Below are 21,079 nucleotides of genomic sequence, written 5' to 3' on the forward strand. Positions count from 1 at the left end.
CCATCGGAACCCATCTTGTTCGACGGAGCGCCGTAGACCACGTACACTCACTGCTCGTTGGCCCTCACCGGCCGCACCCTCTCGACGCACTCCGTGCACATGGGCGGATGCGGTAGGTTGGGGGAAATCAAAGGGTCGTAGCTCAATTGGTAGAGCACTGGTCTCCAAAACCAGCGGTTGGGGGTTCAAGTCCCTCCGGCCCTGCTACACACTCCTTCGCCAGGATGTGTGCGCATGTACGTACTGCATTGCACCGCCGTGCGGCTCAACCGGGCGCGGCACGGCCACGACCCGGAATCAGGTGAGGACGAGTGACGGACGCCGTGGGCTCCATCGACATGCCTGATGCCCAGGACGAGGCGCCGGAGTCCAAGAAGAAGGCCCGCAAGGGCGGCAAGCGCGGCAAGAAGGGCCCCTTCGGCCGTCTCGCGCTCTTCTACCGCCAGATCGTCGCGGAGCTCCGCAAGGTCGTCTGGCCGACTCGCAGCCAGCTCACGACCTACACCACAGTGGTGATTGTCTTCGTCGTCATCATGATCGGTCTTGTGACCGTGATTGACTATGGCTTCAGCCACGCTGTCAAGTACATCTTCGGCTGAGCCGAGAGCGAAGGGCGCCGTTCCTGGCGCCCCTTTCGCGCGTTCCACCCCTCTGTATCCAGGAAGAAGCAGCCACCGTGTCTGACCCGAATCTGAACGACGCCGTTGAGCCTCGCGGAGAGGACGCGGAGTCCGTGGAGGACCAGCTCGACATCGTCGAGGCGGCGGACGCCGTGGAGCCGGATCAGGCCGAGGCCGCCGATGCCGCCGCGGGCGAGCCCGCCGAGGAGGCGGCCGTCCACCTGGAGGACGACGCCGAGGCTGTCGCCGAGACCGCGGACGACGAGACCGCTGACGATGTCGTCGGCGATGACATCGACGCCGAGGCCGTAGAGCCCACCGACGCCGAGGCCGCCGACGAAGACGGTGCCGCCGACGAGGAGAGCGTCGAGGAGGAGGCCGCGCCGGTCGACCCGATCGCCGCCCTGCGCGAGGAGCTGCGCACCCTCCCCGGCGAGTGGTACGTCATCCACACCTACGCCGGTTACGAGAACCGCGTGAAGACCAACCTCGAGCAGCGCGCCGTCTCGCTCAACGTCGAGGACTTCATCTTCCAGGCCGAGGTGCCGCAGGAAGAGGTCGCCCAGATCAAGAACGGCGAGCGCAAGACGATCCGCCAGAACAAGCTCCCCGGCTACGTGCTGGTGCGCATGGACCTGACGAACGAGTCCTGGGGCGTCGTCCGCAACACCCCCGGCGTCACCGGCTTCGTGGGCAACGCCTACGACCCGTACCCGCTGACCCTGGACGAGATCGTCAAGATGCTCGCCCCCGAGGCCGAGGAGAAGGCCGCCCGCGAGGCCGCCGAGGCCGAGGGCAAGCCGGCTCCCGCCCGCAAGGTCGAGGTCCAGGTCCTGGACTTCGAGGTCGGCGACTCGGTCACCGTCACCGACGGCCCGTTCGCGACGCTGCAGGCGACGATCAACGAGATCAACGCCGACTCGAAGAAGGTCAAGGGCCTCGTCGAGATCTTCGGCCGCGAGACCCCGGTCGAGCTGAGCTTCGACCAGATCCAGAAGAACTAGCCGGCGGCCCTCGCGGCTGCCTCGGCTTCCTCTGGAACACACGCCTCCGAACAGGTCAGACGGGCTGTCAAAGCCGGTCTGACCTGCTCGGTTTTTAGCCGCGCGACTATACCCGTTATCGTTGTGCGGTATGCCTCCATCCGGATGACCGGACGGTCGGCTGAAAACTCTCACTAGGACCCGGAGAGAGCAATGCCTCCCAAGAAGAAGAAGGTCACGGGGCTGATCAAGCTCCAGATCCAGGCTGGTGCCGCCAACCCGGCCCCGCCGGTCGGCCCCGCCCTGGGCCAGCACGGCGTCAACATCATGGAGTTCTGCAAGGCCTACAACGCCGCGACCGAGTCGCAGCGTGGCTGGGTGATCCCGGTGGAGATCACGGTCTACGAAGACCGTTCCTTCACCTTCATCACCAAGACGCCGCCGGCCGCCAAGATGATCCTCAAGGCCGCTGGTGTCGAGAAGGGCTCCGGCGAGCCCCACAAGACCAAGGTCGCCAAGGTCACCGAGGCGCAGATCCGTGAGATCGCGCAGACCAAGATGGAAGACCTCAACGCCAACGACCTGGACGCCGCGTCGAAGATCATCGCCGGCACCGCCCGTTCCATGGGCATCACGGTCGAGGGCTGAGACTCCTCCCCCCGTCTGACCTTTCTCCAGTGGTAGGGCCAAGCGCTGGCCCGCACCACGACTCCATACCTGAACACACCAGGAGCAGAAGTGAAGCGCAGCAAGACTCTCCGCGCTGCGGACGCCAAGATCGACCGGGAGAAGCTGTACGCCCCGCTCGAGGCCGTCCGTCTCGCCAAGGAGACCTCCGCGACCAAGTTCGACGGCACCGTCGAGGTCGCCATGCGTCTGGGCGTCGACCCGCGCAAGGCCGACCAGATGGTCCGTGGCACCGTGAACCTCCCGCACGGCACCGGCAAGACCGCCCGGGTCCTGGTCTTCGCGACCGGTGACCGTGCTGCGGCCGCGGAAGCCGCTGGCGCCGACATCGTCGGCTCCGACGAGCTGATCGACGAGGTCGCGAAGGGCCGCCTGGACTTCGACGCCGTCGTCGCCACCCCGGACCTCATGGGCAAGGTCGGCCGCCTCGGCCGCGTGCTCGGTCCGCGTGGTCTGATGCCGAACCCGAAGACCGGCACCGTGACCCCCGATGTCGTCAAGGCTGTCAACGACATCAAGGGCGGCAAGATCGAGTTCCGCGTCGACAAGCACTCGAACCTGCACTTCATCATCGGCAAGGTGTCCTTCGACGACACCAAGCTGGTGGAGAACTACGCCGCGGCCCTGGAGGAGATCCTCCGTCTGAAGCCGTCGGCCGCCAAGGGCCGCTACATCAAGAAGGCCGCCATCACCACCACGATGGGCCCCGGCATCCCGCTGGACTCGAACCGCACCCGCAACCTCCTCGTCGAGGAGGACCCGGCCGCCGTCTGAAACTGACGGCAGCCGCGTCGCGCACGCGTTCTGTGGACGGGCCCCGCAACCTTTCGAGGTGCGGGGCCCGTCCTGTTTGTGTACAAGCCTTTCGGATACGTCTGTCACAGGCCCGCGCCGGTGCGCGCGGGCGTCACAAAGCCAAGGGGTGGGACGAGATGAACACGACCATGCGGCGTACGGGCCTTTCGATCGCGGTGGCGGCCGCGCTGACGGGCCTGGCGGCCTGCGGTTCGGGGGACTCGGGCGGTTCCTCCGACAAGGCCGGGGGCGGGGCGAAGGACAAGGGCGGGATAAACGCCAGTCCGATAGCCGCCCTGCGCACGGTCGAGAAGTCGACCGACAGCGCGGACACCGCCCGGATCGACGGCACGACCACCATGGGCTCGCAGGCGTCCATGGAGATGAAGGGCGTCATGGGCTGGTCCGACGGCATCACGGGCGAGGTCACGGTGACCTTCACCGGTGGCGCCCAGGCCCAGCAGATGCAGCAGATGGGCCAGTCGAAGATCGACTACCGCTATCTGAAGAACGGCTTCTACGCGAACATGGGCGACAAGTTCGCGGCCCAGGCGGGCGGGGGCAAGCACTGGCTGGAGTACGACTACGACACGCTGGCCGAGATGAGCGGGGCCGCGGGCCAGGCGTTCCAGGACCAGATGCAGAACACCACGCCCAACCAGTCGGTGAAGATGCTGCTGGCCTCCGGCGACGTGAAGCGCGTCGGCGAGGAGGAGGTCCGCGGGACGAAGGCCACCCACTACTCGGGCGAGGTCGGCATCGCGGACTTCACCGCCAAGAGCACGAACCTCGACAAGGACCAGCTGACCGAGCTGAAGAAGCAGTTCGAGCAGGCCGGCATGGAGACGCAGACGATCGACATCTGGGTCAACGACGACGATCTGCTGGTCAAGAAGGTCGAGAAGGCCGACACCAAGAACGGCGCCTTCTCCCAGACGGCGTACTACAGCGACTACGGCACCCCGCTCTCCGTCCAGAAGCCGCCGGCCTCGGACACGGTGAGCTTCAAGGACGTCATGAACAAGCAGCCCGCCGCCTGAGGACGCACGGCTCTGCGCCCCTGACCACCGGATAACCCGGAGGAAGGCGCCGCTTTCCTTCGGGTAATCTCAGCCCACCGCAGCACATGGATCAAATGTTCTGATTTTCCTAGGGGTGGGGTCATGAGTATTTCCGTACGTATGGGGCGCAAGAGAGCCGCGAGTGCCGCGCTGGCGGCCATGCTGCTCGCCGGTGGAGCGGTCGGCTGCGGGTCGGAGAAGTCCGACAAGGCGGGGGAGGACATGGCGCCGGCGGCGGCCGTGAAGAAGGCCGCGGAGAAGACCGAGGACCTGACCTCCTTCACCTTCCGGATGAAGGGCACCGTCCCGGGGGACGGGAAGGTCCGGGCCGACGCGGCGATGAGCACCAAGCCGCTCGCCATGAGCATGAAGATGTCCGCGCCCGACCAGGGCCCGGAGAAGATGGAGCTGCGCTACGTCGACGGCGCGGTCTACCTCGGCGGCGGCAAGGAAGCCGCCAAGGAGATGGACGGCAAGAGCTGGATCAAGTTCGACGCCGCGGCCATGGGCAAGGCCGGCGGCAAGCCCGCGGCCACCTCGGCGGCCGGGCAGGCGGACAACAACCCGGCCGACCAGTCCACGCTCCTGACCAACTCCAAGGACCTGAAGAAGATCGGCAGCGAGTCGGTCGGCGGCGTCGAGACCACCCACTACGCCGGCACGGTCACGCTGGACCGGATCCGCGAACTCGCCAAGGACAAGGACGCGGCCGCCCGCAAGCGTGACGAGAAGGGCATCAAGCAGTACGAGGAAATGGGCATCGAGAAGCTCACGATGGACCTGTGGGTCGACGGCGAGGACCACACCAAGCAGTTCCGCGCCCGCGGCAAGGGCGACAAGGGCCCCCTCGACATGACCATCACCTTCGTCGACTACAACAAGCCGGTGAACGTCCAGGCTCCGCCGGAGAAGCTGGTCATGGACATCGGCAAGGAGATGAAGGGCATCGAGGGCTGACCAGGTTTGAACGGGGACCGGCCCGATTTGCCTGACCCGAACCTCTTCACGTAGTCTTCCCCAGAAGCCAAAGACCGCTGGTCGTTGCTGTGTTCTCACCTGAGGGTGCAGTGGCCGAAGGATCCGCTGAAACTGCGGACGACCCGCGTAGGTGACTGTGGAATGTGCTCCCGGACGGGATTCTGTTCGGTTGAGCTCACGCCCCGTGCGCCTGCGCCGGGGCGTCTCGTTTTTCCCAGCCCCTTCTGAGCGGTCCTCATCACCCGGAAGGAGGCCGACGCTCATGCCGACGCCCGACAAGGCTGCCGCGGTAGCCGAGCTCACGGACAAGTTCCGCAGCTCGAACGCCGCCGTGCTGACCGAGTACCGGGGTCTCACCGTGGCCCAGCTCAAGCAGCTGCGCCGTTCCCTCGGTGCGAACTCCGAGTACGCCGTGGTGAAGAACACGCTGACCAAGATCGCGGCCAACGAGGCCGGGATCAACACGCTCGACGACCTGTTCACGGGTCCGACGGCGGTCGCCTTCGTCACCGGTGACCCGGTGGAGTCGGCGAAGGGTCTTCGTGACTTCGCCAAGGAGAACCCCAACCTCGTCATCAAGGGCGGTGTCCTTGACGGCAAGGCGCTGTCCGCCGATGAGATCAAGAAGCTCGCGGACCTCGAGTCCCGCGAGGTTCTGCTCGCCAAGCTGGCGGGCGCCATGAAGGGCAAGCAGTCGCAGGCTGCCGCGCTCTTCCAGGCGCTTCCCTCGAAGTTCGTCCGCACCGCGGAGGCGCTTCGTGCCAAGAAGGCCGAGCAGGGCGGTGCCGAGTAATTCGGCTCGCACACTGACCGCCGCCTGAGGCGACGGTCACCGCGGGCCCAACGTACGCCCGCCTCCAAATACACCCGGCACCCGCCGAATTAGTGGAAGGACGCCATCATGGCGAAGCTGTCCCAGGACGACCTGCTCGCGCAGTTCGAAGAGATGACCCTCATCGAGCTCTCCGAGTTCGTGAAGGCCTTCGAGGAGAAGTTCGACGTCACCGCCGCCGCCCCGGTCGCCGTTGCCGCTGGTGGCGCCGCTGCCGCCCCGGCCGAGGCCGAGGCCGAGCAGGACGAGTTCGACGTCATCCTCACCGGCGCCGGCGAGAAGAAGATCCAGGTCATCAAGGTCGTGCGTGAGCTGACCTCGCTGGGCCTGAAGGAGGCCAAGGACCTCGTCGACGGCACCCCGAAGCCGGTCCTCGAGAAGGTCGCCAAGGACGCCGCGGAGAAGGCTGCCGAGTCCCTCAAGGCTGCCGGCGCCTCCGTCGAGGTCAAGTGACCTCACGAGTCGTCTGACTCTCTTCACCGCACGTACGGCGGAAACGCTGTAACGCGCGGGACGCCAAGGGCGATCACCCATGTGGGTGGTCGCCTTTCGGCGTTCCCGGGCATGCGTGTGAGGGCGCCTTGCGATGTCGGTCCCGGCGAGTATGGTGATCTTCGTTGTGCCTCCGAGCGGCCCGTGACGGTGACGCTCTCAGGGCCAAGTCGGGGCAAGGGGGGCCTTGACGAACCGCACGCAGCGCGCAATTCTCAGGACGCGTCGTCACAACGATCCGCATCCGAGGCATGGATCGGTGGCGAAGAGGGCAGTATCGATGTGCATCGAGGGCGTGGCTTGCAGCAGGGGTTGAGAAAAACGAGGGTCTCCCAGAACCCGCACTGGACATCAGTGGGCCAACTGGCTACACTGACCCTTTGCGCTGCCTGTTAGCTGCCTCCTGCCCGTCACCAGGGGCATGACCATGCTTGAGCACTGTGGACCGAAACTTCCCTGACCTGGGATTTTCTGTCCCTGTGTCCCGCCTGGGACCGGTACGCGCGTAGTGAGTCCGAGCCCTCGGAAGGACCCCCTCTTGGCCGCCTCGCGCACTGCCTCGACCGCGAATACGAACAACGGCGCCAGCACCGCCCCGCTGCGCATTTCCTTTGCAAAGATCAAGGAGCCCCTCGAGGTTCCGAACCTTCTTGCGCTGCAGACCGAGAGCTTTGACTGGCTGCTCGGCAACGACGCGTGGAAGGCTCGTGTCGAGGCGGCTCTTGAAAGCGGACAGGACGTCCCCACCAAGTCCGGTCTGGAGGAGATCTTCGAGGAGATCTCCCCGATCGAGGACTTCTCCGGGTCGATGTCCCTGACCTTCCGCGACCACCGCTTCGAGCCTCCCAAGAACTCGATCGACGAGTGCAAGGAGCGCGACTTCACGTTCGCCGCCCCGCTCTTCGTCACCGCCGAGTTCACCAACAACGAGACCGGCGAGATCAAGTCCCAGACGGTCTTCATGGGCGACTTCCCGCTCATGACCAACAAGGGCACCTTCGTCATCAACGGCACCGAGCGTGTCGTCGTGTCGCAGCTCGTCCGTTCGCCGGGTGTCTACTTCGATTCCTCGATCGACAAGACGTCCGACAAGGACATCTTCTCCGCCAAGATCATCCCGTCCCGGGGTGCCTGGCTGGAGATGGAAATCGACAAGCGCGACATGGTCGGTGTGCGCATCGACCGCAAGCGCAAGCAGTCGGTCACCGTTCTGCTCAAGGCTCTCGGTTGGACGACCGAGCAGATCCTCGAGGAGTTCGGCGAGTACGAGTCCATGCGCGCCACCCTGGAGAAGGACCACACCCAGGGCCAGGACGACGCGCTGCTCGACATCTACCGCAAGCTCCGTCCGGGCGAGCCGCCGACCCGTGAGGCCGCTCAGACGCTGCTCGAGAACCTCTACTTCAACCCCAAGCGCTACGACCTCGCGAAGGTCGGCCGCTACAAGGTCAACAAGAAGCTGGGTGCGGACGCTCCGCTCGACGCGGGCATCCTCACGGTCGAGGACATCATCGCCTCGATCAAGTACCTGGTGAAGCTGCACGCCGGTGAGACCGAGACCGTTGGCGACAGCGGTACGTCGATCGTCGTCGAGACCGACGACATCGACCACTTCGGCAACCGCCGTCTGCGCAACGTCGGCGAGCTCATCCAGAACCAGGTCCGCACGGGTCTGGCTCGTATGGAGCGCGTCGTCCGCGAGCGCATGACGACCCAGGACGTCGAGGCGATCACGCCGCAGACCCTGATCAACATCCGCCCGGTCGTGGCGTCGATCAAGGAATTCTTCGGCACCTCGCAGCTGTCGCAGTTCATGGACCAGAACAACCCGCTGTCGGGTCTCACCCACAAGCGCCGTCTGTCGGCGCTTGGCCCGGGTGGTCTCTCCCGTGAGCGGGCCGGCTTCGAGGTCCGTGACGTGCACCCGTCTCACTACGGCCGCATGTGCCCCATTGAGACGCCCGAAGGCCCGAACATCGGTCTGATCGGTTCGCTCGCCTCCTACGGCCGCGTCAACGCGTTCGGCTTCGTCGAGACGCCGTACCGCAAGGTCGTCGAGGGTCAGGTCACCGACGACGTCGACTACCTGACCGCCGACGAGGAGGACCGCTTCGTCATCGCGCAGGCCAACGCGCCGCTGACGGACGACCTCCACTTCGCCGAGGCCCGCGTCCTGATCCGCCGCCGTGGCGGAGAGATCGACTACGTGCCCGGCACGGACGTCGACTACATGGACGTCTCGCCGCGCCAGATGGTGTCCGTCGCGACCGCGATGATCCCCTTCCTGGAGCACGACGACGCCAACCGTGCCCTCATGGGCGCGAACATGATGCGTCAGGCCGTGCCGCTGATCACCGCCGAGGCTCCCCTCGTCGGCACCGGCATGGAGTACCGCTGCGCGGTCGACGCCGGTGACGTGATCAAGGCCGAGAAGGCGGGTGTGGTCCAGGAGGTCTCCGCGGACTACGTCACCGTCACCAACGACGACGGCACGTACACCACGTACCGCATCGCCAAGTTCTCCCGGTCGAACCAGGGCACCTCCGTCAACCAGAAGGTTGTCGTCGACGAGGGCGCCCGCGTGATCGAGGGCCAGGTCCTGGCCGACGGTCCCGCGACCGAAGAGGGCGAGATGGCCCTCGGCAAGAACCTGCTCGTGGCGTTCATGCCCTGGGAGGGTCACAACTACGAGGACGCGATCATCCTGTCGCAGCGCCTCGTGCAGGACGACGTCCTCTCCTCGATCCACATCGAGGAGCACGAGGTCGACGCCCGTGACACCAAGCTCGGCCCGGAGGAGATCACCCGGGACATCCCGAACGTCTCCGAGGAGGTCCTCGCCGACCTCGACGAGCGCGGCATCATCCGCATCGGTGCCGAGGTCGTCGCCGGCGACATCCTCGTCGGCAAGGTCACGCCCAAGGGTGAGACCGAGCTGACCCCCGAGGAGCGCCTGCTCCGCGCGATCTTCGGTGAGAAGGCGCGTGAGGTGCGCGACACCTCGCTGAAGGTGCCGCACGGTGAGATCGGCAAGGTCATCGGCGTCCGCGTCTTCGACCGCGAAGAGGGCGACGAGCTGCCGCCGGGCGTGAACCAGCTGGTCCGTGTCTACGTGGCGCAGAAGCGCAAGATCACCGACGGTGACAAGCTCGCCGGCCGCCACGGCAACAAGGGTGTTATCTCGAAGATCCTTCCGATCGAGGACATGCCGTTCCTCGAGGACGGAACTCCGGTCGACATCATCCTCAACCCGCTGGGTGTGCCGTCCCGAATGAACCCGGGACAGGTCCTGGAGATCCACCTCGGCTGGCTCGCCAGCCGCGGCTGGGACGTCTCCGGCCTCGGCGACGAGTGGGCGCAGCGCCTCCAGGCCATCGGCGCCGACAAGGTCGACCCCGGTACGAACGTCGCCACCCCCGTCTTCGACGGTGCGCGTGAGGACGAGCTGGCCGGTCTGCTCCAGCACACGATCCCGAACCGCGACGGCGAGCGCATGGTGCTCCCCTCCGGCAAGGCGCAGCTGTTCGACGGCCGCTCCGGCGAGCCGTTCCCGGACCCGATCTCGGTCGGGTACATGTACATCCTCAAGCTGCACCACCTGGTCGACGACAAGCTGCACGCGCGTTCGACCGGTCCGTACTCGATGATCACCCAGCAGCCGCTGGGTGGTAAGGCCCAGTTCGGTGGTCAGCGCTTCGGTGAGATGGAGGTGTGGGCGCTTGAGGCTTATGGCGCCGCGTACGCCCTCCAGGAGCTCCTGACGATCAAGTCCGACGACGTGACCGGCCGCGTGAAGGTCTACGAGGCCATCGTCAAGGGCGAGAACATCCCCGAGCCCGGCATCCCTGAGTCCTTCAAGGTGCTCATCAAGGAAATGCAGTCGCTCTGCCTCAACGTGGAGGTGCTGTCCTCGGACGGCATGTCCATCGAGATGCGCGACACCGACGAGGACGTCTTCCGCGCGGCGGAGGAGCTCGGCATCGACCTGTCCCGGCGCGAGCCGAGCAGCGTCGAAGAGGTCTGACGGGTCTGGTCGGGGCCTCCTCGTGAGGCCCCGGCCCTGCCCCGGACCCGTACAGACCATGATTGAGACTCGACCCCGAAAGAGGGATTGACGACAAAGTGCTCGACGTCAACTTCTTCGACGAGCTGCGGATCGGCCTTGCCACCGCGGACGACATCCGACAGTGGTCCCACGGCGAGGTCAAGAAGCCGGAGACCATCAACTACCGCACGCTCAAGCCCGAGAAGGACGGACTCTTCTGCGAGAAGATCTTCGGCCCGACCCGGGACTGGGAGTGCTACTGCGGCAAGTACAAGCGTGTCCGCTTCAAGGGCATCATCTGTGAGCGCTGTGGCGTAGAGGTCACCCGCGCCAAGGTGCGCCGCGAGCGGATGGGCCACATTGAGCTGGCCGCTCCCGTCACCCACATCTGGTACTTCAAGGGCGTTCCCTCGCGCCTCGGTTACCTCCTCGACCTCGCCCCGAAGGACCTCGAGAAGGTCATCTACTTCGCGGCGTACATGATCACGTTCGTGGACGAGGAGCGTCGTACCCGCGACCTGCCGTCCCTGGAGGCGCACGTCTCCGTAGAGCGTCAGCAGATCGAGAACCGTCGCGACTCCGACCTGGAGGCCCGCGCCAAGAAGCTCGAGACCGACCTGGCCGAGCTCGAGGCCGAGGGCGCCAAGGCCGACGTACGCCGCAAGGTGCGCGAAGGTGCCGAGCGCGAGATGAAGCAGCTGCGCGACCGTGCGCAGCGCGAGATCGACCGTCTCGACGAGGTGTGGAACCGCTTCAAGAACCTCAAGGTCCAGGACCTCGAGGGCGACGAGCTGCTCTACCGCGAGCTGCGTGACCGCTTCGGCACGTACTTCGACGGCTCCATGGGTGCCGCTGCCCTGCAGAAGCGCCTGGAGTCCTTCGACCTCGACGAGGAGGCCGAGCGCCTCCGCGAGATCATCCGTACCGGCAAGGGCCAGAAGAAGACCCGTGCGCTCAAGCGCCTCAAGGTCGTCTCCGCGTTCCTGCAGACCAGCAACAGCCCCAAGGGCATGGTGCTCGACTGCGTGCCGGTCATCCCGCCGGACCTGCGTCCGATGGTGCAGCTGGACGGTGGCCGCTTCGCGACCTCCGACCTGAACGACCTGTACCGCCGCGTGATCAACCGCAACAACCGCCTGAAGCGGCTTCTCGACCTCGGCGCGCCCGAGATCATCGTGAACAACGAGAAGCGCATGCTCCAGGAGGCCGTCGACGCGCTCTTCGACAACGGCCGTCGTGGTCGCCCGGTCACGGGCCCCGGCAACCGTCCGCTCAAGTCGCTGTCCGACATGCTCAAGGGCAAGCAGGGTCGTTTCCGTCAGAACCTGCTCGGCAAGCGTGTGGACTACTCCGCGCGTTCCGTGATCGTCGTCGGTCCGCAGCTGAAGCTGCACCAGTGCGGTCTGCCGAAGGCCATGGCGCTGGAGCTCTTCAAGCCGTTCGTGATGAAGCGCCTGGTCGACCTGAACCACGCGCAGAACATCAAGAGCGCCAAGCGGATGGTCGAGCGCGGCCGCACGGTCGTGTACGACGTCCTCGAAGAGGTCATCGCCGAGCACCCGGTTCTGCTGAACCGTGCGCCCACGCTGCACCGCCTCGGCATCCAGGCCTTCGAGCCGCAGCTGGTCGAGGGCAAGGCCATCCAGATCCACCCGCTCGTCTGCACCGCGTTCAACGCGGACTTCGACGGTGACCAGATGGCCGTGCACCTGCCGCTCTCCGCGGAGGCGCAGGCCGAGGCCCGCATCCTGATGCTGTCCTCGAACAACATCCTCAAGCCCGCCGACGGTCGTCCGGTGACGATGCCGACCCAGGACATGGTCCTCGGTCTGTTCTTCCTGACCACCGACGGTGAGCTGCGTGACACCAAGGGCGAGGGCCGCGCGTTCGGTTCCACCGCCGAGGCGATGATGGCGTTCGACGCCGGGGAGCTCGCTCTCCAGTCGTCCGTCGACATCCGCTTCCCGGTGGGCACCATCCCGCCGCGTGGCTGGACCCCGCCGGTCAGCGCCGAGGGCGAGGACTTCGGCGACGAGCGTGCCTACCAGCCGGGTGACAGCTTCCGGCTGCGTACGTCGCTGGGTCGCGCGCTCTTCAACGAGCTGCTGCCCGAGGACTACCCCTTCGTCGACTACTCGGTCGGCAAGAAGCAGCTCTCCGAGATCGTCAACGACCTCGCCGAGCGCTACCCCAAGGTCATCGTGGCGGCGACGCTCGACAACCTGAAGGCGGCGGGCTTCTACTGGGCGACCCGTTCCGGTGTCACCGTGGCCATCTCCGACGTCGTCGTGCCCGAGGCCAAGAAGGCCATCGTCAAGGGCTACGAGGAGCAGGACGAGAAGGTCCAGAAGCAGTACGAGCGCGGTCTGATCACCAAGGACGAGCGCACGCAGGAGCTCATCGCGATCTGGACCAAGGCGACCAACGAGGTCGCCGAGGCGATGAACGCGAACTTCCCCAAGACGAACCCCATCTTCATGATGGTTGACTCGGGTGCCCGAGGAAACATGATGCAGATGCGTCAGATCGCCGGTATGCGTGGTCTGGTGTCGAACGCGAAGAACGAGACCATCCCGCGTCCGATCAAGGCCTCGTTCCGTGAGGGCCTGACCGTTCTCGAGTACTTCATCTCCACCCACGGTGCCCGTAAGGGTCTGGCGGACACGGCTCTTCGTACCGCCGACTCCGGTTACCTCACCCGTCGTCTGGTCGACGTCTCCCAGGACGTCATCATTCGCGAGGAGGACTGCGGCACCGAGCGCGGTCTGAAGCTGAAGATCGCGGTCAAGGGCGAGGACGGTGTGCTCCGCAAGACGGAGAACGTCGAGACCTCGGTCTACGCCCGCATGCTGGCCGAGGACGTCGTCATCGACGGCAAGGTCATCGCGCCGGCCAACGTGGACCTCGGTGACGTGCTCATCGACGCCCTGGTCGCCAACGGCGTCGAGGAGGTCAAGACCCGCTCGGTCCTGACCTGTGAGTCCGCGGTCGGCACCTGTGCCTTCTGCTACGGCCGCTCGCTCGCCACCGGCAAGCTGGTCGACATCGGTGAGGCGGTCGGCATCATCGCCGCCCAGTCCATCGGTGAGCCCGGTACCCAGCTGACGATGCGTACCTTCCACACCGGTGGTGTGGCCGGTGACGACATCACCCAGGGTCTGCCCCGTGTCGTCGAGCTCTTCGAGGCTCGTACGCCGAAGGGTGTCGCCCCGATCTCCGAGGCCGCGGGCCGTGTCCGCATCGAGGAGACCGAGAAGACCAAGAAGATCGTCGTCACCCCGGACGACGGCAGCGACGAGACGGCGTTCCCGATCTCGAAGCGTGCCAAGGTCCTGGTGCGTGAGGGTGACCACGTCGAGGTGGGCCAGAAGCTCACCTTCGGTGCCACCAACCCGCACGACGTGCTGCGGATCCTCGGTCAGCGCGCGGTCCAGGTCCACCTGGTCGGCGAAGTCCAGAAGGTCTACAACAGCCAGGGTGTGTCGATCCACGACAAGCACATCGAGATCATCATCCGGCAGATGCTGCGCCGTGTGACGATCATCGAGTCCGGCGACGCGGAGCTGCTGCCGGGCGAGCTGGTCGAGCGTTCGAAGTTCGAGACCGAGAACCGTCGTGTGGTCACCGAGGGCGGTCACCCCGCCTCCGGCCGTCCGCAGCTGATGGGTATCACCAAGGCCTCGCTGGCGACGGAATCCTGGCTGTCGGCCGCCTCCTTCCAGGAGACGACCCGAGTCCTGACGGACGCGGCGATCAACGCCAAGTCCGACAGCCTCATCGGCCTCAAGGAGAACGTCATCATCGGTAAGCTCATCCCGGCCGGTACGGGTCTGTCCCGCTACCGCAACATCCGGGTGGAGCCGACCGAGGAGGCCAAGGCCGCGATGTACTCGGCCGTCGGCTACGACGACATCGACTACTCCCCGTTCGGCACGGGCTCCGGCCAGGCCGTTCCGCTGGAGGACTACGACTACGGGCCGTACAACCAGTAGGACTCAGGTCTGCCGGCAAGGCTCAGGTCTGTTGAGGGGCGGTCACCTTTTGGGTGGCCGCCCTTTGGCGTTTCCTACCGGCGCTGCCCGAGGTAGGGGCGCAGGCGGTGCACCCTGGTCGCGTAGTCGGGGTGGGTGGAGAGCAGGCGGGTCAAAAGCCCCGGTTCGGCGGGGGGACCGGCGGTGGCGGTGGGTCGCCGGCCGGCCTCGGTCTCGGCCGCATGCATGGACTGCAGCACCTGCGTGAGCATGGGGGCGAAGCCGAGGACCGCGGCGTGCCGGTCAGCCCGCAGCTCCGCCCGGCGGCCGACGGCCGCAGTGAGATACGGGGTGATCAGCAGCAGGAGGGGCAGCCCGTACAGGAGCGTGATCGTGGCGTATGTGAGGGTGCCGATCAGAAGCACCAGCGCGGCGGTCGCCCACCAGGAGAGCTGGCTGGTGAGGACCACGGTGTAGACGATGACCCACCGGATCGCGTACCAGGCTGCACGGCCCGGGAGTGTGTACCAGTAGCCCAGCAGGGACACCCAGACGTGGCCGCCTGCGTGGTGTCCCAGCTCGTGCGCGAGGACCGCGGCGAGCTGGGAACTCGGCAGCCGGTCCAGGGCGAACCGGGTGACCCCCACGATGTGCCCGGCCGCGGCATAGGCGTTGAGTTCCTCGCTGTCCTCCACCCATAGCTCGTACGTACGACCGTCGATGCCCGCGCGTGCGGTCACCTCCTGCCATACGGGGTCCAGCCGCGCGTACTCGTCGGGCATGGGACGTTGCAGCCGCAGGAGGTAGCGGGCGAGCAGGTCCTCGGTGGGGCGGTGGAAGAGCAGGGCCCCGGAGGCGAGCCAGACGGTCGGTGCCATCCAGGTCGGCAGGCCGAGCCAGGCCTTCAGCCCGGCGGAGACCAGGAGGACCACCAGCAGGCTCAGGGCCGTTCCAGGGACGTACAGGAGCAACTGGCCGAAGGCCGTGGCGTCGAATCCCCGGTGGCGGGTGACGTGGTGGACGCGCCTGCCACGGTGCAGGTACTCGAGGTCGTCGTCAGGGGGCTCAGGGCATGGCGGGCCGGTCGGTCGGGGCATGGTCAACCTCCAGAGGGGGGCGTCAGCCGATGAGGAGGGAGCTGGGGAGCAGTACGACTGCGGTGGCGAGGGCGATGAGGCCCGTGCGGATCCACTGGTGCTTGCGCAAGGCGATACGGCTGGTCTCGGACAGGGCTGCGACAGCACTCGCGGACGTGGTGCGTTCGGTCTCGGCCAGTGCCTGCTCCAGGCGGCCGCAGCGGGCGGCCTGCCGGACGTCGGCGAAGTGCGTCAGGGGAGCGCCTGGAGTCCAGCCGCGGGCGTCGTAGCGGGGCAGGACGGCCATGAGCAGGGCCACTACGGCCAGGCCCAGGGCGAGCAGACCCGCCCACCACGCGGAGCTGCCGGGTGCGGAGCGGGCGGCCGGTGACCACCCGTGCTCGGCCAGCAGGGTCGTGGCGGTGCCGGCGGTCACGCCGAGGGCCGCCATCAGCACCGCTGCCTTGGTGTCAGCGCGGGCGATCTCGGCACGGAGTTCCAGAAGCAGGCGTGCGGCCGCTTCGGCACCCGGCTCGGGAGCGGGTGTCCGGGTGTCGGCGCCGGTCATGGTGCCGACTCGGCTTGCTCGTCGCCGCCGTCCTGTTCCCGCTCTGATGGCGCGGCGGGGGAGCTGCCGTATCCGGGAGGTGGTCGCAGGCCGGGGAAGGTGTCGGGAAAGTCTGCCGTGCGAGCACCGGGAAGCGTCTGGCTGAAGACCTTGTCGATGACTTCCATGGCCCGTCGTTTGGGGCCTTCCAGCTCGTAGTTCTCTGTGCCGGCGCTGTGCAGCAGCTCCCGCGCCAGCTGGATCTCGGTGTGCAGCAGGCGGAGCTGGTCCTCTCGCATGTTGTCGAGGACCAGCCGTGAGTCCTCCGGGTGCGCGGCCAGGTGCATCGCCCAGGCCACCGTGCCGCCCTGTTCCAGGTGCTTCTGATAGAAGGCGATCTTCTGCAGCTCCAGCTCCCGTAGCTCCGCCATGCCGTGCCGTTCGGTACGGATCTGCTCGACGGCGGTGTGATCGATGGACTGGAGCCGCCGCTCGTGGTCGATGGCCTGCTGATCGCGCCGGAGCCGCAGGGTCCAGGTCACCCGCAGACCACAGGCGGCGCCGGGCGGCCCCAGACGGGCCAGCAGCTCCGTTTCGGCGGCAGCGCTGTCACCGATGGCGAACCGGCGGGTCAACGGACGTGCCGCCTGTCGCAGTTCGCCGAGAAGCAGGACGGGTACGTCCCGGTGGCCACTCCGCACGAAGAGCGCGGGGTCGCGGACCTGCCAGGAAAGGTCGACCTCGGCGGCGAACTCGAAGGCGTCGTTGTCACTGGGCAGAGTGATCTCGGCGTGATGCTGATGAACGCCCATGTCGACCTCGTACACAGCGGTGTAGTGGTTGGCGACCGCCTGCCTGCGGCTCGGTCGCAGGGGCGGGAGGTAGGACTCGTATCCGCCCCCGGCGGTCGAGAAGACCAGGGCGTGGTCGATTCGGGTCAGTGCCCTGCGGGCGAAACCGAACCGCGAGATCTGGCGCACGGTGACGACGGGATCGACGAGCGAGCTGTGCCGACCGGAGGGCTGCTGCCAGTCCGGTGCTTGACGGAAATCGGGCATGGCTCTTGTCTCCTTGACCGGTTCGTATGAGAGATGAGGGGAGGCGCGCGTGTTCAGCGGCGGTACGGGAGGGCGGTCAGCAGGCGCGTGGCCACCGGAGGCGGGGACAGGCCGTCCTCGCCGCGCACGGTGCGCAGGAGATGGCTGATGCGCCGCTGTTCCGCGGCGGTGGTGACCAGGGCGGGCAGCATGGCTGCCAGTGCCCACTCGCTCGTCGGGTCCAGATCGGCGACGCGGACCCAGTCGCCCAGCTCCTTGAGCGCGTCCTTCGTGTGGTGACGGTCGTCGAGCACCGAGCGCCAGAGTCGGCCGATCCCCGCCGCGGCACGTCCGCCGTCCGCCGCGGAGGTGCCGTACCAGTGGAGGACCAGCGGCTGTCCGTGCCGTTCGTCGTTCTCTCTGCGGCGGCAGGCGCTGAGGAAGCCGTTCAAGGCGAGTTCCCGTACGGGTCGGTCCTCGTCGAGGCCCCGGAGCAGTTCGTCGAGAACCTGGTCGCGGACGGTCGACAGCAGCAGCAGCTCCACCGACTGCGCGAGCTGCCCCACCATGAGCTGGTGGGTGCCGTTCGCGTCCGCCTCGGCGTCCGGCTCCATCCCGTCGTACTCCTTGCGGGCGGCCGCGCGGAGAGCGGCGACGGTCTGCTCCGGGCGTTCCGCGCCGATCAGGCCGTACGTGCGAATGGCCACCCAGCGCAGTCTCTGGTCATCGCCGCCGCTCCACGAGTCGAGGATGCTCGGGATGTTCGGTGCGTCGAGGAGATGGGCGAGCGTGAGCGCGTTCACGGCCACGAGGCGTCGGCGGAACAGGTGGGACCTGGCCCAGGGCTCGATGATCAGCGCCATGGTGGAGGGCAGGTCCGCGTACGCGAGGACGGCCACGGTCGAGGCCGCCCGGGTGCGTACGAGAGGTCTCCCGTCGTCGGCGAGTTGTCGCAGCCACCGCACCAGGGCGGGCCTGACCGAGGGGTGGCCGGTCCACACCTCGCGCAGCAGGACGAGCGAGATCCTGTCGTCGCGGAAGGCGGCCTTGGACTGGGTGACGGGGCCCCACTCCGTGTGCTCCTCCTCCTGATAGCGCTTGGCACGCGCGAGTTGGAGCCGTTTGCCGATATGGGTGCCGAACACGGGGACCCGGGGGCGCAGAGCGGCATCCTCAGTGCTCTGCAAGGCGGCGTAGAGCAGGTCGCTCAGCTCGGCCGTGAGCGCGTACGGACCACCGTCGAAGGCGGCCAGCGCGACCAGAAACGCCTTGTCCCGCAGCGGGACGCGTTCCTCGTCCTCCTCGAACCACTCCTGCACCTGGCGCTCCAGAGCCGCCAGTGAGAACCTCCCGATGGTCTCTTCGCCCTCCTCCCCGTCCGCGTACCGCCCAAGGGCCCGGGCGAAGGCCTCGACCTCGCGCAACTGGTGATCACGGTCAAGGAACTCGGCGACGGCGGGCAGGGAGAGCAGTCGCTCCGCCGTCGCCTCGTCGGTCAGTTCGCGCACATGTGCGGCGAGGACCGCGGCGGCGCCCGGCGGCCGCCACTCGATCGCGCGGATGTCCTCCAGCGCGGCCTGGGGGCCGACAGTGATCACCAAGTAGGCGTCATCCTTGGCGAGTTGCCCGCGGGCGGCGAGAAGGTGGGGTTCCCTGAGCGGTTGGTCGCGCCGCGTCGTCAGGTCGCACAGCACGTATCCCTTGGCGGGGTGCTGCTCGTCACTGAGCTGCTGCACCAGTTCGGCCGGGGTGGTGTCGCGGACGAGGGTGCGGACGGGGGAGACGCCCAGGCGGTGGAGCAGCATCAGTGCCGCGGTGCGGCGGCCCGTGAAGTGGGCGCCGGACAGCACGACGACCCGTTCGGCGCGGAGCCGTGCCAGGAGGCCTTCGAAGGCGGTCTCGTCGGTGACGAAGAAGGGCGCGAGGCGGTCCAGCGTCGACTGCGGCACCTCGCCGGATCCATGACTCACGGCGGAGAATCCGTAGTGGTGGATCTCCGTCTTGCTGCCCATGATCACATCGCCGGCGACCAGGCCGCCGCTCACGCCGTGCTGATCACCGGTGACCAGGCTGCCGCCGAAGCGGGCGTTGGCGCCGACGCCCATGGCCTTCGGGCTGTGGTCCACCAGGTCCCGCCGGGCGGACCACGCGTCCTGGGGCTGGTCCTGCTCCTCCTCCTTCTCGGCACTCTCACCGGCGCCGCTCCCCGGGCCGGGCTGCTGGGCGGCGTCGCCGTCCTTGTCACCGGGGCTTTGCGGAGGGCCCGGTTCGCCAGTGGTCATGCACGCTCACCGCGCCCGCGGGCATCGCCGCCTCCGAGGTGGACGTCCCCGTGCACGACGCCGCCGCTCACGCCGTGCTGGTCACCGTTGACGAAGCCGCCGCCGAACGACGGGGAGCCGCCGAGGAAGGTGACGGAGGCGGGTTCGGTACGCGTCGGACGGGGGGATCCGGCCGCGTGGTCCGAGCCGTCGGGGGCGTCGGGAGGGTCCGGGGTCATGTCCTGCGGTACCGGCCCGTGCAGCCACGCCCGCAGCGGCCCGTTCTTGCTGTCCACGGTGACGGCGTGGAACTCGTCCCTGGGAATGCCGGGGTAGTCGTGCCGGACGATCCCCCCGTGCACGGCCTCCGAGACGCACAGGGCGAAGTCGTCGGGGCGTTCCCGCAGTGCGGCGCGCAGGAGTTCGCCGTCGAGCAGACGGCAGGCGCGGTTCAGATCGGAACCCACCCAGCCATCGAGTTCGTCGATCGCGACGTAGCCCGTGGCCAGCACGGCCCGGAGCCGGATCTGGGCGGACATCGACGCCATCCGGTTCACTGTCCGCAGCTCCATCGGCGCCGCGGTCAGCAGGGCGCGGAGCAGAGCGGTCATCGAGGCAGCGGCGTCTATCAGCTCCATGACGGAGTCGCCGCGGTCGGCGCGACGGCGCAGGGTGGCGTCGATGCCCGCGCTCTCCAGGACACGGTCGGTGATGCCGTAGAGCATCCGCCGCAGGTAGGACTGCTCGACGTCGTCCCTGTCGCTGTACTTCTCGATGTCGAGCAGGAGGATGGTCCGGCTCACGGGATCGCTCATGGTCACCTCTCAGCGGGGGAACTGTGCCGCGCAGCAGCTTGGCGGCGGGGTGACCCGGACCGTGAGGTCGTCTGACGCACTCGAAGTGTGACCGCGTGCACAGAACGGATCCGGAGCGTGGGGGCGGGCCCGTCAGACGTCGGGGTGTTCGGCGCGGGCGATGCGCCGCAGCACATCAGGCCGCACGATGAGCAGAGTCCGGCGCCCGGTGACCACGACACCGCGGGCACGCAGCTCTTTGAGCAGGCGCTGGACCGCCTCCCTGGACGCTCCGACGGACCCGGCCAGCTCCTGCTTGCTCAGGGGTACGCACAATTCGATGCCCTCGTCGTTGCGTCGGCCGTGCGTGCGAGCCAGGTCGAGCAGTAGTACGGCGAACCTCTCGCGCACGCTCATCGACGCGAACTCCAGGCGTCGGCGGTCCGCGGCTCGGGTGCGGTCGGAGGTGAGTCCCAACAGCGCGAACGAGACGGTGGGGGAGCGCGAGAGGAAGTCGGTGAAGCGCTCACGCTCCACGGCCACGGCCTGCACCTGTTCCAGGGCGGTCACCGTCGCCGACCGCGGCCGACCGGTCAGCGCGGCTGACTCCCCGATGACGTCGCCGGGCCCGCGCAGCGCGAGCAGGGCCTCGTAGCCGTTGGGCGCGGCCGCGGTCACCTTTGACCAGCCGTGCACGAGGAAGAGGACGTGGGACGACGGATCACGTTCGTGCAGGAGAACGACGCGGGGCGCGAAGTTCATCATGTGGCCGAGGGCCAGGAGCGCGGATCGATCGGCACTTTCCAGCCGCGCGAGGAACGGCACCTGGTCGTCCAGGCCCCCGCCCGGTAAATACGCCCCCGTCATACGACCCTCCTTGATCGGTACGCACTGCACCGT

General features: G+C 67.5%; 16 protein-coding genes and 1 tRNA gene. 11 read left to right on the top strand and 6 right to left on the bottom strand.

Annotated features, from left to right (window positions below; genetic code table 11):
• Nucleotides 1-131: 131 nt before the first annotated feature.
• The 11 genes from DMA15_RS21830 to DMA15_RS21885 all read left to right on the top strand — a co-directional run bounded on the left by DMA15_RS21830 (nucleotide 132) and on the right by DMA15_RS21885 (nucleotide 14,485).
• Nucleotides 132-204: transfer RNA gene (locus DMA15_RS21830), tRNA-Trp, on the top strand.
• 107 nt (nucleotides 205-311) lie between these two features.
• Complete coding sequence (secE, locus tag DMA15_RS21835; protein ID WP_055564537.1) at nucleotides 312-599, top strand: preprotein translocase subunit SecE; 288 nt, start codon at nucleotides 312-314, stop codon at nucleotides 597-599.
• A gap of 77 nt (nucleotides 600-676) precedes the next feature.
• Complete coding sequence (nusG, locus tag DMA15_RS21840) at nucleotides 677-1,624, top strand: transcription termination/antitermination protein NusG (protein WP_125514460.1); 948 nt, start codon at nucleotides 677-679, stop codon at nucleotides 1,622-1,624.
• 192 nt (nucleotides 1,625-1,816) lie between these two features.
• Nucleotides 1,817-2,251 (top strand): 50S ribosomal protein L11, encoded by a 435-nt coding sequence (rplK, locus tag DMA15_RS21845; RefSeq protein ID WP_030782612.1) that lies wholly within the window; start codon nucleotides 1,817-1,819, stop codon nucleotides 2,249-2,251.
• A gap of 90 nt (nucleotides 2,252-2,341) precedes the next feature.
• Nucleotides 2,342-3,064: a 50S ribosomal protein L1 gene (gene rplA, locus DMA15_RS21850; RefSeq protein ID WP_125514461.1), complete on the top strand. Its 723-nt coding sequence runs from the start codon at nucleotides 2,342-2,344 to the stop codon at nucleotides 3,062-3,064.
• Between the two features lie 158 nt (nucleotides 3,065-3,222).
• The gene (locus DMA15_RS21855; RefSeq protein ID WP_125514462.1) at nucleotides 3,223-4,125 is read left to right on the top strand and encodes a hypothetical protein; all 903 of its coding nucleotides are present in this window, start codon (nucleotides 3,223-3,225) and stop codon (nucleotides 4,123-4,125) included.
• Nucleotides 4,126-4,248: 123 nt separating this feature from the next.
• The gene (locus tag DMA15_RS21860; RefSeq protein ID WP_125514463.1) at nucleotides 4,249-5,103 is read left to right on the top strand and encodes an LppX_LprAFG lipoprotein; all 855 of its coding nucleotides are present in this window, start codon (nucleotides 4,249-4,251) and stop codon (nucleotides 5,101-5,103) included.
• Nucleotides 5,104-5,386: 283 nt separating this feature from the next.
• Nucleotides 5,387-5,917, top strand: coding sequence for a 50S ribosomal protein L10 (gene rplJ, locus DMA15_RS21865; RefSeq protein ID WP_030782600.1), 531 nt, complete (start codon nucleotides 5,387-5,389; stop codon nucleotides 5,915-5,917).
• A gap of 108 nt (nucleotides 5,918-6,025) precedes the next feature.
• Nucleotides 6,026-6,409, top strand: coding sequence for a 50S ribosomal protein L7/L12 (gene rplL / locus DMA15_RS21870; RefSeq protein ID WP_005313624.1), 384 nt, complete (start codon nucleotides 6,026-6,028; stop codon nucleotides 6,407-6,409).
• Nucleotides 6,410-6,986: 577 nt separating this feature from the next.
• Nucleotides 6,987-10,472, top strand: coding sequence for a DNA-directed RNA polymerase subunit beta (rpoB, locus tag DMA15_RS21880; RefSeq protein ID WP_125514464.1), 3,486 nt, complete (start codon nucleotides 6,987-6,989; stop codon nucleotides 10,470-10,472).
• A 98-nt stretch (nucleotides 10,473-10,570) separates the two neighbouring features.
• The gene (locus tag DMA15_RS21885; protein ID WP_125514465.1) at nucleotides 10,571-14,485 is read left to right on the top strand and encodes a DNA-directed RNA polymerase subunit beta'; all 3,915 of its coding nucleotides are present in this window, start codon (nucleotides 10,571-10,573) and stop codon (nucleotides 14,483-14,485) included.
• 74 nt (nucleotides 14,486-14,559) lie between these two features.
• Here DMA15_RS21885 and DMA15_RS21890 read toward each other — a convergent pair whose 3' ends face one another.
• The 6 genes from DMA15_RS21890 to DMA15_RS21915 form a co-directional block, all read right to left on the bottom strand.
• Entirely contained in the window at nucleotides 14,560-15,561 is a 1,002-nt protein-coding gene (locus DMA15_RS21890; RefSeq protein ID WP_125514466.1) for a M48 family metalloprotease, read from the bottom strand.
• 22 nt (nucleotides 15,562-15,583) lie between these two features.
• Nucleotides 15,584-16,108, bottom strand: coding sequence for a Pycsar system effector family protein (locus tag DMA15_RS21895; protein ID WP_125514467.1), 525 nt, complete (start codon nucleotides 16,106-16,108; stop codon nucleotides 15,584-15,586).
• Nucleotides 16,105-17,145 carry a hypothetical protein gene (locus DMA15_RS21900; protein ID WP_125514468.1) on the bottom strand — a complete coding sequence of 347 codons (1,041 nt, stop codon included), beginning with the start codon at nucleotides 17,143-17,145 and terminating at the stop codon, nucleotides 16,105-16,107. The genes DMA15_RS21895 and DMA15_RS21900 overlap by 4 nt, the downstream gene beginning before the upstream one ends.
• Nucleotides 17,146-17,198: 53 nt before the next feature.
• Nucleotides 17,199-19,406 carry a hypothetical protein gene (locus DMA15_RS21905; protein WP_125514469.1) on the bottom strand — a complete coding sequence of 736 codons (2,208 nt, stop codon included), beginning with the start codon at nucleotides 19,404-19,406 and terminating at the stop codon, nucleotides 17,199-17,201.
• On the bottom strand, nucleotides 19,403-20,200 hold the full coding sequence (locus tag DMA15_RS21910) for a hypothetical protein (protein WP_125514470.1): 798 nt from the start codon (nucleotides 20,198-20,200) through the stop codon (nucleotides 19,403-19,405). The genes DMA15_RS21905 and DMA15_RS21910 overlap by 4 nt, the downstream gene beginning before the upstream one ends.
• A gap of 132 nt (nucleotides 20,201-20,332) precedes the next feature.
• Nucleotides 20,333-21,046 (bottom strand): Crp/Fnr family transcriptional regulator, encoded by a 714-nt coding sequence (locus DMA15_RS21915; protein WP_125514471.1) that lies wholly within the window; start codon nucleotides 21,044-21,046, stop codon nucleotides 20,333-20,335.
• Nucleotides 21,047-21,079 lie beyond the last annotated feature (33 nt).

It is taken from the genome of Streptomyces sp. WAC 01529 (assembly GCF_003945545.1).
Classification (GTDB): domain Bacteria; phylum Actinomycetota; class Actinomycetes; order Streptomycetales; family Streptomycetaceae; genus Streptomyces; species Streptomyces anatolicus.